Origin of the sequence: Lysobacter yananisis, assembly GCF_031199375.1 — a bacterium.
Taxonomy (GTDB): domain Bacteria; phylum Pseudomonadota; class Gammaproteobacteria; order Xanthomonadales; family Xanthomonadaceae; genus Lysobacter; species Lysobacter yananisis.
Window position 1 is genome coordinate 3,823,396 of sequence record NZ_CP133568.1, and the last position, 13,855, is coordinate 3,837,250.

Annotated in this window: 15 protein-coding genes; 1 reads left to right on the forward strand and 14 read right to left on the reverse strand. The window is 68.3% G+C overall.

Annotated elements, in window-relative coordinates:
• Nucleotides 1–60: 60 nt before the first annotated feature.
• The 12 genes from RDV84_RS16015 to pstS (RDV84_RS16070) all read right to left on the reverse strand — a co-directional run bounded on the left by RDV84_RS16015 (nt 61) and on the right by pstS (RDV84_RS16070) (nt 10,788).
• Nucleotides 61–672 (reverse strand): glycoside hydrolase family 19 protein, encoded by a 612-nt coding sequence (locus RDV84_RS16015; protein WP_309150901.1) that lies wholly within the window; start codon nt 670–672, stop codon nt 61–63.
• 156 nt (nt 673–828) lie between these two features.
• A complete protein-coding gene (locus tag RDV84_RS16020) occupies nt 829–1,803 on the reverse strand; it encodes a hypothetical protein (protein WP_309150902.1) in 975 nt (324 codons plus the stop codon).
• 18 nt (nt 1,804–1,821) lie between these two features.
• Nucleotides 1,822–2,472, reverse strand: a complete 651-nt coding sequence (gene rnt, locus RDV84_RS16025) for a ribonuclease T (protein WP_309150903.1) — start codon at nt 2,470–2,472, stop codon at nt 1,822–1,824.
• 186 nt (nt 2,473–2,658) lie between these two features.
• A complete protein-coding gene (locus tag RDV84_RS16030) occupies nt 2,659–3,426 on the reverse strand; it encodes an HvfC family RiPP maturation protein (protein WP_309150904.1) in 768 nt (255 codons plus the stop codon).
• A 4-nt stretch (nt 3,427–3,430) separates the two neighbouring features.
• On the reverse strand, nt 3,431–4,321 hold the full coding sequence (locus tag RDV84_RS16035) for an HvfB family MNIO-type RiPP peptide maturase (RefSeq protein ID WP_309150905.1): 891 nt from the start codon (nt 4,319–4,321) through the stop codon (nt 3,431–3,433).
• A 7-nt stretch (nt 4,322–4,328) separates the two neighbouring features.
• A complete protein-coding gene (locus RDV84_RS16040; RefSeq protein WP_309150906.1) occupies nt 4,329–4,703 on the reverse strand; it encodes a hypothetical protein in 375 nt (124 codons plus the stop codon).
• A 216-nt stretch (nt 4,704–4,919) separates the two neighbouring features.
• Nucleotides 4,920–5,435, reverse strand: a complete 516-nt coding sequence (locus RDV84_RS16045) for an RNA polymerase sigma factor (RefSeq protein ID WP_057948205.1) — start codon at nt 5,433–5,435, stop codon at nt 4,920–4,922.
• Nucleotides 5,436–5,801: 366 nt separating this feature from the next.
• Nucleotides 5,802–6,512, reverse strand: a complete 711-nt coding sequence (gene phoU / locus RDV84_RS16050) for a phosphate signaling complex protein PhoU (RefSeq protein ID WP_057948204.1) — start codon at nt 6,510–6,512, stop codon at nt 5,802–5,804.
• Nucleotides 6,513–6,666: 154 nt separating this feature from the next.
• On the reverse strand, nt 6,667–7,536 hold the full coding sequence (gene pstB / locus RDV84_RS16055; RefSeq protein ID WP_425606249.1) for a phosphate ABC transporter ATP-binding protein PstB: 870 nt from the start codon (nt 7,534–7,536) through the stop codon (nt 6,667–6,669).
• The gene (pstA, locus tag RDV84_RS16060; RefSeq protein ID WP_309150907.1) at nt 7,529–8,434 is read right to left on the reverse strand and encodes a phosphate ABC transporter permease PstA; all 906 of its coding nucleotides are present in this window, start codon (nt 8,432–8,434) and stop codon (nt 7,529–7,531) included. The genes pstB and pstA overlap by 8 nt, the downstream gene beginning before the upstream one ends.
• Nucleotides 8,434–9,408 carry a phosphate ABC transporter permease subunit PstC gene (pstC, locus tag RDV84_RS16065; protein ID WP_057948201.1) on the reverse strand — a complete coding sequence of 325 codons (975 nt, stop codon included), beginning with the start codon at nt 9,406–9,408 and terminating at the stop codon, nt 8,434–8,436. The genes pstA and pstC overlap by 1 nt, the downstream gene beginning before the upstream one ends.
• 288 nt (nt 9,409–9,696) lie before the next feature.
• The gene (pstS, locus tag RDV84_RS16070; protein WP_309150908.1) at nt 9,697–10,788 is read right to left on the reverse strand and encodes a phosphate ABC transporter substrate-binding protein PstS; all 1,092 of its coding nucleotides are present in this window, start codon (nt 10,786–10,788) and stop codon (nt 9,697–9,699) included.
• Nucleotides 10,789–11,045: 257 nt separating this feature from the next.
• Between pstS (RDV84_RS16070) and RDV84_RS26625 the strand changes: the two genes are divergently transcribed.
• Nucleotides 11,046–11,291: a DUF6053 domain-containing protein gene (locus tag RDV84_RS26625; RefSeq protein ID WP_425608217.1), complete on the forward strand. Its 246-nt coding sequence runs from the start codon at nt 11,046–11,048 to the stop codon at nt 11,289–11,291.
• On the opposite strand, the gene pstS (RDV84_RS16075) is transcribed toward RDV84_RS26625, so the two are convergent.
• Both pstS (RDV84_RS16075) and RDV84_RS16080 read right to left on the reverse strand, forming a co-directional pair.
• The gene (pstS, locus tag RDV84_RS16075; protein WP_057948199.1) at nt 11,285–12,304 is read right to left on the reverse strand and encodes a phosphate ABC transporter substrate-binding protein PstS; all 1,020 of its coding nucleotides are present in this window, start codon (nt 12,302–12,304) and stop codon (nt 11,285–11,287) included. The genes RDV84_RS26625 and pstS (RDV84_RS16075) overlap by 7 nt on opposite strands.
• A gap of 239 nt (nt 12,305–12,543) precedes the next feature.
• On the reverse strand, nt 12,544–13,836 hold the full coding sequence (locus RDV84_RS16080; RefSeq protein WP_057948198.1) for an OprO/OprP family phosphate-selective porin: 1,293 nt from the start codon (nt 13,834–13,836) through the stop codon (nt 12,544–12,546).
• Nucleotides 13,837–13,855 lie beyond the last annotated feature (19 nt).

Below are 13,855 nucleotides of genomic sequence, written 5' to 3' on the forward strand. Positions count from 1 at the left end.
AGGCCGCTGCGATCGGCGCTGGGTTGACGTCGGCGGCACCGCCTTGCGCCGCCGCGGCGCTCATTCCAGCGCGTTCGCCAGCAACTCGTCGAAGCGCCGCGCGATGTCGGCGATGGTCTGCGCCTTGTCCTGGCCGTTGATGATCCGCCGCGCCTCTTCGTAGTTCGGCAGTTGCCCCGGCTTGAAGTAGTGATCGAGCTTCTTGCCGGTGAACCAGCCTTGCTTCATGCCCTGCATGGCGATGGCGTAGGCGATCTCGGGCCGCTTCGCGTCCTCGGGCTTGCCGACCAGGTCGATGCCGAGGAACTTGCCGGCGCGTTCGTAGTTGGCGCGCCCGGTCAGCTGCACGTAGCCGCGGCCGTGATAGCGGGCGCCGTCGCCGCGCTTGCTGTTGCCCAGCGCCTTGCCGATGCGCGTGTCCGGCCCGTACAGGCGCTCGAAGCGCGCATCGTCGCCGAACTCGTCGATCGGCCGCAGCGTATGCGCGGTTTCCCATTTGAACGTCGCCAGGCAATACGCGATCTGGTGGCGATGCACCGGATCGACGCTGAAACTGGCGTCGCGCTCGATCCGGCCGATCAGGAAACGCACGGCCTGGGCGAGGTCGTCGCGCAGCGGGCCGAAGCGTTTGCGGTAGCCGTCGAGGAATTGCTCGTCGTCGAAAGCGAACATCCTGTTCTCCTGTCCGTGGGCCTGGACGCGCGCGATGCGGGCGCCGGGCGAGGCGCCGCGATGCCGCCCATGCTCATTCAACGAGCGCGCTTTGCCGGAAAGGACAGTCGAGGATGTTGCGCCCATGCAACGATTTCGGCGGTGCCGCGGCGAGGCTCAAGTCAGGCCGTAGCGATCGAGGACGGTGATTACCGCGTCGTCGTACTGCCACGCGGTGGTGACGCGATCGCCATCGGCGGCGAGCCCGGCGGCCAGCGCTTCGCCCCAGCCCAGCAGGCTGGCCAGATCGAGTCGGCGCCCGACCGAAGCGAGCAGGGCCTCGCGCTGGGAGGCGGCGAAAAAGCCGAACCGGGGCGCATCCCGGTCGAGATTCCGCGACGGAACGCTGCCTTCGAGCAGCCAATGGCCGTTCCAGCCGATGTCCAGGTGAGGCGGGTTGTCCATGTCTTCGGGTTGCGCGTCGTCGAACACCAACGTTGCGGCGCCGGCGAGCCAGACCACGAACGCGCAACGCCACGAGGCATCGTCGATGGCCAGCACCGATCCGATCCAACCGTCGATCAGTTCCGCGTCCAGGTAGCGCAGGACCAGGCTGCACGCCGCCGAGATCGCGCGGCCCGGTTCGATCTTGTAGTAGCCGCTTCCGAGGGGCCGCAACAGGCCGTCGCTGCCGTCGGCCGATGCGGGGAGCCAGCACGACGGAGCCATCAGTCTGCGGCCGAGCGTGTCGAGCAGGTCGCGACGGAACCGCGGCGCGCGCCCGGGCAGCGCGGGATCGAGGCAATGCACGAACACCGCGGTGACCAGCAGTTCGAAATTGCGGTGATCGTCGGCGCGTGCGAGCACCCGCGGCAGCAGGTAATCGAACCACTGGCTCCATTCGTCGCTGTGGTCGAAGCAGCGCGGACCGGACGTCAGCGCATCCAGCGCGTGTTCCAGTTCGCGCGCGGCCCAGGCCTGCGGATCGGGGTGCATCAGCCCGGCGTACATCTGCCGGTCGCCGCCCATGAACCAGGCTTCGCCCATCGGCTCGCGCGGTCGCGGCGCGCGTTCGCGCAGCCGCCGCAACGCATCCGGATCGGGGCCGAGGCCCGGAATCCACAGATAGGGCGGCGTAACGGGCTCGTCCATGAGCGCGGGCGGCGCGGCTCAGCCGCCGCGCGCCGGCCAGGCGTTGACGATCTTGCAGAACAGCTCGGCGGTGCGCTCGGTGTCGTACACGGCCGAATGCGCTTCCTCGCCGTTCCACACGAACCCGGCGGCCTGCACCGCGCGCGCGAGCACGGTCTGGCCATAGGCCACGCCGGCCAGGGTGACGGTGTCGAACACGCTGAAGGGATGGAACGGGTTGCGCTTGTGGCCGCTGCGCGCGACCGCGGCGTTGAGGAAGTTGAGGTCGAAGTGGGCGTTGTGGCCGACCAGGATCGCGCGCTGGCAGCCGTGGCGCTTGACCGCCTCGCGCACCGGCGCGAACACCGCTTCCAGCGCCTGCCGCTCGGGCTTGGCGTCGCGGAAGGGGTGGTCGATGTCGATGCCGGTGACTTCCAGCGACTTCGGGTCGATCAGGGTGCCGGCGGCCGGCACCACGTGCGAACTGGCGACCTCGCCGGGCACCAGCCGGCCGTCGCTGTCCAGTTCGATCGGCTGCACCGCGATTTCCAGCAGGGCGTGCTTGTTCCAGTCGAATCCGCCGGTCTCCACGTCCACGACCACCGGCAGGTAGCCGCGGAAGCGGGTGGCGAGGGTGGCAGGGACGGGCGCGGCGGGAGCGGCGCTGGAGGCGGGGCCGGGGTCGATCATGGCGGGAAGCCTAACAACCGCAGCGGTTTAATACCACGCGTCGGGCCGAAGCCTGGACGATGGGCGCTGTTTGCGGCTGATCGGCGCGGTTTGCGAGTGTGCCAGTCGATCTGGCTTCGGATGGGGCGCTGGCGTGGACTTCTTCGGTTGGTCGCGGCTCGCGCCGCTCCTGCAGGGGGCTTCGGCTCAGAAGTAGACCACGCCGTTGGCGCGCATCTGCCGCAACAACGCCGCGCCCATCTCGACAAAACCGGCTTCGTCGTCGCTGCCGGCTTCGGCCGCGAGCGCGCGCAGTTGCGCGCGAGCGTCCAACTGCGGCGATTCTTCCAGCCGCTGCAACAGGCGGAACGCGAGCGGGCTGAGCTCGGAGAAGCGCACCTCGCCGTCGGCTTCGCGGCGCAGCAGCAACAAAGTCGGCGCCGGCGGCGGCTGCGCCGGTTGGTAGTCGGGCCCGAGCCGGTGCACCGGCCAGGCGTAGGCCAGCGGCCAGGCCAGCGGCGATAGCCGCGGCGCGCGGTCGAGCAGGTCGGCTGCGTCGTGGCCGGCATCGTCGCGCGGCGCCTGCGCCTCGCTCAGCTGCAGCGCCAGCTCGACCCATTCGTAATGCGCCAACTCCAGCAGGAACGGCGGGTCCAGCCCGTCCGGCTCGCGCTCGTCGAGGTCCTGCAGGTAGCGCTGGAACTCGCGCGCGATTTCGGCGAACAGCGGCGTGTGGCAGCGGTGGTCGCGATAGAAGTCGCGCACCAGCCGCTCCCAGCGCCGCTCGCCCAGGATCCGTTCAATCGCCGGGAAGTTGCCCGACAGCAGGCTCGCGATGTTGTTGAACAGCAGTTCGCGATAGACCGCCAGGCGGCGGTCCTCGATGCCGGACGGCGCGGGGCTCGCGGCGGGATCGCGCAGGTGCCGGGTCAGTTCGAACTGCTGCGCGCGCAGGCGCGAAGGGGCGTCGCTCATGTGCTCAGGCGCGGGCGCGGCGGGCCGGTTCGCGCGCGGCCGGGACGGCCGATTCGCGCAGGATCCGGCGCACGATGCCCAGCTCGTCGACCAGCTCTTGGTAAGGCGGGAAATTGAAGTCGCGTTCCAGCAGGGTCGGGCGCGGCCCGAACAGGCGGTAGGCGTCGCCGAGCAGGTCCCAGACCTCGTGCTTGACCGGCGCGCCGTGGGTGTCGACCTTGAGGTCGTCGGCTTCGTCGTAATGGCCGGCGACGTGGATGTAGGCGATGCGCTCGTGCGGCATCGCGGCGATGAACGCGCGCGCGTCGTAGCGGTGGTTGATCGAGTTGACGTAGACGTTGTTGACGTCCAGCAGCAGGTCGCAATCGGCCTCGGCCAGGACCGCGCGGGTGAACTCGATCTCGCTCATTTCCTGGTGCGGCGCGGCGTAGTAGGAGGCGTTCTCCACCGCGATGCGGCGGCCGACGATGTCCTGGGTGCGGCGGATGCGCGCGGCGACGTGGCGCACGGCTTCCTCGGTGAAGGGAATCGGCAGCAGGTCGTAGAGATGGCCGTCGTCGCTGCAATAGCTCAGGTGTTCGCTGTAGCAGGCCACGGCGTGTTCGTCGAGGAAGCGGCGCACGCGGGCGAGGAAGGTCTCGTCCAGCGGTGCAGTGCCGCCGAGCGACAGCGACAGGCCGTGGCACACCAGCGGGTAATGCGCGGACAGCTCGCGCAGCTGCTCGCCGTAGCGGCCGCCGACGCCGATCCAGTTCTCCGGAGCGAGCTCCAGGAAATCGAAGTCGCGCGCGGCGCCGGGCGCGTGCGGCGCGGACTGCAGCGGGCCCAACAGGGCCCGCCGCAGGCCGAGGCCGACGGCATCCGGGTTCAGCGGATGCGTGCCGTCCATCGTCATGCCGCGATCAGATCGAACCGCCGCACTTGCCTTCGCCGCACTTGCCTTCGCCGGCCTTCTTGCCCTTGGCGTCGGCCTTCTTCTTGTCGCCGCCGCAGCTGCCTTCGGCCTTCTTCTTGTCGCCGCCGCAGCTGCCCTCGGCCTTCTTCTTGTCGCCGCCACAGCTGCCTTCGGCCTTCTTCGCGCCGCAGCTGCCCTCGGCCTTCTTGGCGTCGGTGGCCTTGGCGTCGGCGGCCTTCTCGGCGGCCTGGGCCTGCTGCGCGCCGAGCATGTAGCCCTGCGACAGGTCGCTCATCGCGAACGCGGAAGCCGACAGGCTCAGGCCGCCGAGCAGGGTGGCGCCGAGAGCGAGGGCGACGGGCTTGTTGATTTTCTTGGACATGCGTTCTCTCCTTGTGGCGACGGGCGATTGCTCCGCCGTGGGTTGCGCTGGGCCGCGAGGGGCCCGGTGGATGGTGCTGGTGCGGAGCTTAGAACGATTGCGGGGTGGTGCGCGGTGACAACCGTAACGGCCTGGCCGGTACGGAATCCGGGCCGGCCCGCGACTGCGGACCGGTTTCGAAACAGGGATACGGCGGGCGGCGCGGCGCGGATGCAGTCACGGCGACAGGTACTCGCGCGCCAGCACCCGCGCCCGGTGCAGGCGCGACTTCACCGCCTCGCGGCTCAGGCCCAGCTCGGCGCCGATCTCGGCCACGGTCAGGCCCTCCAGGTCGCGCAGCAGGACGATCTGGCGGTAATGCGCCGGCAGCGATTCCAGCGCGGCGGCGACGTCGTGGCGCCACTCGGCCGGTTCGGGCACGACCACCGGCGCGATCTCCTCGGTGATCGGCTGGCCGCTGAACATGCGGCGCCCGCGCTTGAGCCGGTTGCACTCGCGCTTGACGATGCGGAAGGTCCAGGAGACGAAGCACTCGAGCACGCGCAGGTCGCGCAGCTTGCGCGACACCGTGATCAGGCTTTCCTGCACCGCATCCTCGACGTCGTTGATGACGCAGTGGAATTCGGCGTAGCGGCGCAGGTCCTGGCGCGAGTGCCGCAGCACCCGCTCCAAGGCGGCCGTATCGCCCGCGCGGGCGGCGGCCAGATCGCCATTGGCCAGTAACGACGTCATGTCCCCGGTGTCCTCCTTAAGCCTGTGGAAAATACACCCAAAGCCGGGGGCTGCGGGCATCCATCAAGAGTCGGGGGCGGGGCCGAAGGATTCGCGGCCGCGGCGCGGCGGCGCGCCTGGGTTAAGAAAGCATTCAGCGCGCGGACGTTGAAAACGGTTGCATCCGCGCGGCGGCGGCGTTTGCGCGCGAGCCGGTGGCCGCGGCGGCGCGTCGGCCCGGCCCGCGCGGCATGCTGCGGTGCAGCGGGCGTCTGCGACGGCGTTGCGCGGATCGGGCCCGCGAAAACGCGACGGCCCGCCGCGCGGCGCGCGGCGGGCCAGCAAGCGTGCCGGTGGCGGAAGCTTCCGCCGGCCGGCGCCGGCGGGTCAGACCGCGCCGGTGGTGCTGGTGGCGTCGCGCTTGTCGCGCGGCGGCAGCGGTTCGTCGCCCTTGACCAGGAACCACACGTTCTCGGCGATGTTGGTGGCGTGGTCGCCGACGCGCTCGATGTTCTTGGCCATGAACAGCAGATGGGTGCAGGCGGTGATGCTGCGCGCGTCCTCCATCATGTAGGTCAGCAGTTCGCGGAACAGGCCGGTGTAGGCGGTGTCGACCTCGGCGTCGCGGTCGCGCACCCGCTGCGCGAGTTCGACGTCGTTGTCGCGGTAGGCCACCAGCACGTCGCGCAACTGCTTGACCGCGAGGGTGCCCAGCGCGTGCAGGCCGGCCACGTGCGGCAGCGGCGGCGACAGGTTCAGCGCGGTCGAACGCTTGGCGACGTTGGCGGCGTAGTCGCCGACGCGCTCGATGTCCGAGGCGATGCGGATCGCGGCGAGGATCTCGCGCAGGTCGCGCGCCATCGGCCCGCGCAGCGCCAGCTTCATCACGTCGTGGCTGATTTCCTGCTCGAGCGCGTCGATCGCCTCGTCGTTGGCGATGATGCGCTCGGCGGCCTTGTCGTCGCGGCGCTGGACCACGTCGAGCGCGGATTCCAGTTGCGCCGCGGCGATCTCGCCCATGCGCAGGGTTTCGTCGAGCAGGCGGCGCTGCTCGTCGTCGTAGCTTTTGACGATGTGGTCGTGCATCTGGTTGCTCATGGATGTAGGTTCCAATCTCGCTCGTGTTCTTGCTGGGCCGACGCCGCCGTCCATGGCGGGACGGCGCATCTTCGGACAGTCCGGCCCGGCCATCCATGGCCGGTCGTTCGGTGCCGCAGCCGGTGCCGACAGGGCACCGGCTAAGCGCGGCCCCTCACCCAAAGCGACCGGTGATGTAGTCCTCGGTCTGCTGCTTGGTCGGCTTGGAGAAGATCTGTTCGGTCGGGCCGTGTTCGATCAGGTCGCCCAGGTACATGAAGGCGGTGAAGTCGGACACGCGCGCGGCCTGCTGCATGTTGTGGGTCACGATCGCGATCGTGTAGTCCTTCTTCAGCTCCTCGACCAGCTGCTCGATGCGGCTGGTGGAGATCGGGTCCAGCGCCGAGGTCGGTTCGTCGAGCAGCAGCACCGACGGGCGCAGCGCGACCGCGCGGGCGATGCACAGGCGCTGCTGCTGGCCGCCGGACAGGCCCAGCGCGCTCTGGCCGAGCTTGTCCTTGACCTCGTCCCACAGCGCGCCCTGGCGCAGGGCCTGCTCGACGCGGTCGTTCATTTCCGACTTCGACAGCTTCTCGTGGTGGCGGATGCCGTAGGCGACGTTCTCGAAGATGGTCATCGGGAACGGCACCGGCTTCTGGAACACCATGCCGACCTTGCTGCGCAGGCGGTTCATCGGGTACTTCGGGTCGAGGATGTTTTCCCCGTCCAGCAGCACCTGGCCGCGCGCCTCCAGCTTCGGGTACAGCGCGTAGATGCGGTTGAAGATGCGCAGCAGGGTCGACTTGCCGCAGCCCGACGGGCCGATCAGCGCGGTGACCTGCTTCTCCGGGATTTCCAGGTTGATCGACTTGAGCGCGTGGAACTTGTCGTAATAGAAGTTCAGATCGCGCGCGGCCAGCTTGACCGGGTTGGCGCCGGCCGCTTCGCGGCTGGGCGTGGCGACGGACAGGCGTGCGTCGGACGAGCGAGCGTCATTCATAACCGGGTTCCGGGCGGCGGCGGGGGTGGTGGAGAGGTCAGTCATTGGAGATCCGATTGCGCAGCACCAGCGCGCGCGCGAGCAGGCTTACGACGAGGACGAAGAAGGTCAGCACCAGCGCGCCGGCCCAGGCCAGGGTCTGCCAGGTTTCGTACGGGCTGCCGGCGAACTGGTTCATCACCACCGGCACGCTCGCCATCGGCTGCAGCACGTTGTGGCTCCAGTACTGGTTGCCGAAGGCGGTGAACAGCAGCGGCGCGGTTTCGCCGCTGATGCGCGCCAGCGCCAGCAGCACGCCGGTGACGATGCCGGCCGAGGCGCTGCGGTAGAGCACCTGCATGATCACCTTCCACTGCGGCACGCCCAGCGACAGCGCCGCTTCGCGCATCTGCGGCGGCACCAGCCGCAGCATCTCGTCGGTGGTGCGCACGACCACCGGCAGCACGATGAAGGCCAGGGCGATCGCGCCGGCCAGCGCGGAGAAGTTGCCGCCGGTCTGCATCACCACCAGGGTGTAGACGAACAGGCCGAGCACGATCGACGGCGCCGACAGCAGGATGTCGTTGACGAAGCGCACCACCGTGCCCATCTTGCGCCCGGCGCCGTATTCGGCGAGCCAGGTGCCGGCGGCGATGCCGAGCGGGGTGCCGATCACGATGGCGATCAGGCACATCACCGCGCTGCCGAAGAAGGCGTTGAGCAGACCGCCTTCCTGCATCGGCGGCGGCGTGTTCTGGGTGAACAGCGCCAGGTTGATGCCGCCGATGCCCTTGGAGATCAGGGTGTAGAGGATCCAGCCCAGGAAGAACAGGCCGAACAGCGCGGCGGCGCAGGCCATCACCACCGACACCGCGTTGACCACGCGGCGGCGGCGGTACAGCGCATCGGCGGTGCGGTGGCGCGCGGCTTCGGCCGCGTCGTGCTTGTTGGCGACGGCGCTCATCAGTTGCCCTCCTTGCGCGCGAGTTGCATCAGCATCAGCCGCGCCGCGGCCAACACCACGAAGGTCACGATGAACAGCACGAAGCCGAGCAGCAGCAGGGCCGAACGGTAGGTCTCGGTGGCCTCGCCGAAGTCGTTGGCGATCAGCGCGGCGATGGTGGTGCCCGGCTCCAGCAGCGAAGCGGAGAAGTTGACCGAGTTGCCGATCACGAAGGCCACCGCCATGGTCTCGCCGAGCGCGCGACCCAGGCCGAGGAAGATGCCGCCGATGACCGCCGAGCGGGTGTAGGGCAGGACGATGTCCCAGCTGACTTCCCACTTGGTCGAGCCCAGCGCGTAGGCCGATTCCTTCAGGCGCGTGGGCACGGTCAGGAACACTTCGCGCATCACCGAGGAGATGAAAGGAATGACCATGATCGCCAGCACGATGCCGGCGGTGAGCATGCCGATGCCCAGCGGCGGGCCCTGGAACAGCGCGCCGATCACCGGCCAGGTGCCGATGTTGTCGTTGAGCCACGGGGTGACGTATTCGGTCATCACCGGCACCAGCACGAACAGGCCCCACATGCCGTAGATGATCGAGGGGATGCCGGCGAGCAGTTCGATCGCGGTGCCGATCGGACCGCGCGCCCAGCGCGGCGCGACCTCGGTCAGGAAGAAGGCGATGCCGAAGCTCACCGGCACGGCGATGACCATCGCGATCAGCGCGGTGACGATGGTGCCGTAGATGGGAACCAGCGCGCCGTAGTGGTTCTCGACCGGGTTCCACTGCGCGGTGATGAAGAAGTCGAGGCCTTCTTCTTCCAGCACGTGGCGGCCGCCCCACAGCATCGACAGCGCGGCGCTGGCGAGGGCGATGAGGACGAAGACGACGGTGGCGGTGAGGACGTAGCGGAACAGGCGGTCCTGGCGCGCGTCCTTGACGTCGCGGGCGGAGGAGGTCCCGGTCTGGGCGGGTAGGGCGGTCGCGTTCATTTGCGAGAGATGTCCGGCGGGGCCACGCGTGGGAAGGAGGCTGGCTGTCGGGTGGTGCGTTGGGTGCTCGCGGTTTTCTTCGGCGTGGAGCGTGAGTGCCGAAGCCGATGAACAGTCAGGTGTTGCGTTTCTTACCTGCCGTCATCCCCGTGTAGGCGGGAATCCAGGGCTTCATCGCGACGTGGCGCTCAGGGTAGGAGGCAACGCGCTGAAGGCTCTGGATTCCCGCTTTCGCGGGAATGACGTTCTGACAAAGCCGCGCCCGCTAAGCGGGCGCGGGTCAGAACGTCACTTGAACTCCGCGCCCCAATACGCCTCGATCTGCTTCACCAGTTCCGGCGGCAGCGGCACGTAGTCCAGGGCCTGCGCCTGCGACTGGCCGTTCTCGAAGGCCCACTTGAAGAACGCGCGGGTATCGGCGCTGCGCTTGGCGTCCTTCGGGGTCTTGTACATCAGGATGAAGTTGGTCGCGGTGATCGGCCAGGACTTCTCGCCGCCGGCGTTGGTGATGACCAGGTTGAAGTCCTTGGCGCTGGCCCAGTCGGCGGTCGAGGCCGCGGCCTGGAACGATTCGGCGCTGGGCTGGACGAACTGGCCGGCCGCGTTCTGCAACTGGGTGTGGGCCATCTTGTTCTGCATCGCGTAGGCCAGTTCGACGTAGCCGATCGAGCCCTTGATCTGCTTCACGTACGAGGCCACGCCTTCGTTGCCCTTGCCGCCGACGCCGCCCGGCCACTGCACCGAGGTGCCTTCGCCGACCTTGGCCTTCCACTCCGGGCTGACCTTGGACAGGTAGTTGGAGAAGTTGAAGGTGGTGCCCGAGCCGTCGGAGCGGTGCACGATGTTGATCTTCAGGTCCGGCAGGGTCGTGCCCGGGTTGGCCGCGGCGATCGCCGGGTCGTTCCACTTGGCGACCTTGCCCATGAACACGTCGGCCAGCAGCGGGCCGGTCAGGCGCAGCTTGCCGGCGTCGATGCCGTCGACGTTGACCACCGGCACCACGCCGCCGATCGCCGAGGGGAACTGGCCCAGGCCCGCGGCGGCGAGCTCGTCGCTCGGCAGCGGCTTGTCGGAGGAGCCGAAGTCGACCGTGCCGGCCTTGATCTGGGCGATGCCGCCGCCGGAGCCGATCGACTGGTAGTTGACCTTGGCGCCGGTGGCCTTGTTGTAGTCGTCCGACCACTTCGACAGCAGCGGGAAGATGAAGGTCGCGCCGGCGCCGGTGATCTGGGCGGCGACCTTGTCGCCGGCCGGGGCGGCGGCGTCGGTATTGGCGTCGCCGGAGGCCGCCGGATTGGGCTGGTTGCCGCCGCCGCAGGCGGCGACGGTCAGCGCGATGGCAAGGGAGAGGACGGCGAGGCGGGCCGGCGACGATTTCATTCGGAACTCCATCGTGGGGAGGCCGGCTGGGCGCCGGCTGGGTGGCGCCATTTGATGATCTTTTTGTTACACCGCTATGACATGGATTCGTCACGAATCTGTAGTGAAAGCCCGCCAGGGGTGTCCGGGGTCGCGGTTTTGCGGGGTTTGCGCGCGATTTGGCGGTAACAAAGCGATCTCGGGCGGCCTGGGCGCGGCCCGGGTTCGAATGCGGAGCGTGGCCTGGGTGGCGGCCGGGACGTGTTGTGGGCGGTGTTGTGGGAGGGCCTTCAGGCCCGACGCTCTTGTTCCAGATCGCCGCGACGTGGGACAAGAGCGTCGGGCCTGAAGGCCCTCCCACAAGCGCCGGCGCTCCGGCCCGGTTCCGGCGAGCCCGGCCCTGGCGAGCCCATCCCCGCGCGGGCCGCAAAAAACGAAACGGGCCCGAAGGCCCGTTGCGTCCGATCTCCCCTGGCAAGCGACCGCAACCCCCCGGTCCGATCGCCTTCCCGGTCGATCAATAGCTCATGTTGCTCTGCCAGTAGGTCTCGATCTGCTTGACCAGCGCGTCGGGCAGCGGCACGTAGTCGAGGGTCTTGGCCTGGGCATCGCCGTTGGCGTAGACCCACTTGAAGAATTCCTTGGCGTTCTTGGCGCCTTCGGCGTTCTTGGGCTGCTTGTACATCAGGATGAAGTTGGTCGCGGTGATCGGCCAGGAGTTCTCGCCCGGCGCGTTGGTCATGACCAGGTAGAAGTCCTTCGAATTCGCCCAGTCGGCGCTGGCGGCGGCGGCCGAGAAGGTCTCGTCGGTCGGCAGCACGAACTTGCCGTCGGCGTTCTTCAGGCGCGAGTACGACATCTTGTTCTGCAGCGCGTAGGACAGCTCGACGTAGCCGATGCCGCCCTGGATCTGCTTGACGTAGGCGGCCACGCCCTCGTTGCCCTTGCCGCCGATGCCGGTCGGCCACTTGACCGCGGTGCCTTCGCCGACCGAGGACTTCCACTCCGGGCTGATCTTCGACAGGTAGTTGACGAAGTTGAAGGTGGTGCCCGAACCGTCGGAGCGGTGCACGACGGTGATCTTCTTCTCCGGCAGCTTCAGGCCGCCGTTGAGGGCGACGATGGCCGGATCGTTCCACATGGTGATCTTGCCGAGGAAGATGTTGGCCAGGGTCGCGCCGTCGAGCTTCATCGCGCCGGACGCCACGCCCGGGACGTTGACCACCGGCACCACGCCGCCGATCACCGACGGGAACTGGGCCAGGCCGAACTTGGCCAGCTCTTCGGGCTTGAGCGGAGCGTCGGACGAACCGAAGTCCACGGTCGCCGCCTTGATCTGGGCGATGCCGCCGCCCGAACCGATCGACTGGTAGTTGACCTTCTTGTTGGTGGCCTTGGCGTAGTCGGCCGACCACTTGGACATCACCGGGTAGACGAACGAGGCGCCGGCGCCGGTCACGTCGGCGGCCTGCGCATTGAAGGCGAACGCGGCGGCCAGGGCCAGCGCGGTCACGCGGAAGCTACGGGAATTGAACACGATGGGGCTCCTGAAGAGAGACGGCTGGCACGAATCCGTTGGCGCGCATTGCATAACGGATCGGTGACAGCGGCAGGTCGGAAGAATGACGAAGCGATGACGTCCCCCGGCGTCCGATGCGCGGCCGTCGGCGTCGCCGGCGCGGCTGCGAAAGACGGGCTGCGAAAAGAAGGGCGCGGCACCTGCCGCGCCCTGTAACGATCGAAACCGATCGAGGGGGAGAGAGATCCGTCGAGCGCTTACCAGTAGAACTGCAGGCGCGCCGACAGCACGTTCGGGCTGTCGTCGACCACGCGGTTGAAGGTGCGGTTGTTGTACTGCGGGTTCTGCGAGTAGGTCGCGCTGGTCTTGCCGATGTAGCGCGAGCTGTCGACGATGGAGTAGTCCAGCATGAACTTGAAGTTCGAGCGCCAGTACCAGTTCACGCCCACGGTCCAGGCGCTCATCTCGCCGCCGAGCACGCCGTCGACGATCGGGGCGGCGGTCGGGGTGGCGCCCGGACGCAGGCTGCCGTCGTTGAGGTCGATCTTGTCGTAGCGCAGGCCGACCTGCCACATGCCGGTGGCCGGCTCGTTGGGCAGCGGGGTGGTCGGGGTGCCCGACTTGTAGCCCCAGGTCTCGCCGGTGATGTTCCACACGCCGCTGACGTACCAGCTGTCGGTGGTGTAGTCCTTGCCGGTCAGGGTCGCGGTCTTGTAGCGGTCCAGCGTGCTGCGCATGTACTCGGCCTGGACCTTGAACGGGCCCTGCACGTACATCGCCTCGGCGCCGATGATGGCCTGGGTGTCGACGTTGGTCAGGGTGCCCGAATCGACCAGGCGGCCGGAGGCCAGATCGACCTGCGGACGGGTGCGGATGCGCGCGCTGTTGTCGAGGATGCCGGTGTTGCCTTCCAGCTCCGCGTCCAGGTTCACGTACGACAGGCCCAGGTGCAGGACGTTGCCCTTCTCGTTGATCGGGGCGAAGGTGCCGCGCAGGCCGTAGCCCTTGCCGTGCTTCTGGTTGCGGGTCAGCTCGTCGCCGAAGTAGCTGGCGGTCAGGCTCCAGTCGTTGGTGCCGTAGCTGTAGGCGACGCCGAGGCGGCGGGCGATGCCGAAGGTGTTGGTCACCATCGCCTTGGAGATGAAGTCGTTGTTCTTGGTCGACGACAGCTCTTCCATGCTGTTGGGCTGCTTGAACTGGCCGAACTGCACGTAGTGGTTGCCGTCGCCGCCGATCTTGTACTTCAGGTTGACGTCGAGGAACTTGTCGGCCTTGGCGTCGTAGCCGGCGACCCACTCGAAGTTGCCCGGGCCCTTGCCCTTGAGCACCAGCTCGGCGCGGCGCAGTTCCTGGTCGGTGTCCTTGCCGTCCGGCAGGTCGCCGTTGAGGTTCAGGACATCGCTGTTGAAGTCGTTGTAATCCGCCTGGACCAGACCTTCGAAGGTGACTTCCGAGTCGCCGATGACGTCGAGGGCGATTTCGGCGTGCGCGGCGGGCGCGGCGAGCGCAGCGAGCAACGCAACGGCGAGGGTGGTGCGCGAGAGTTTCATTGGGCTAGCCCTGAGGCGT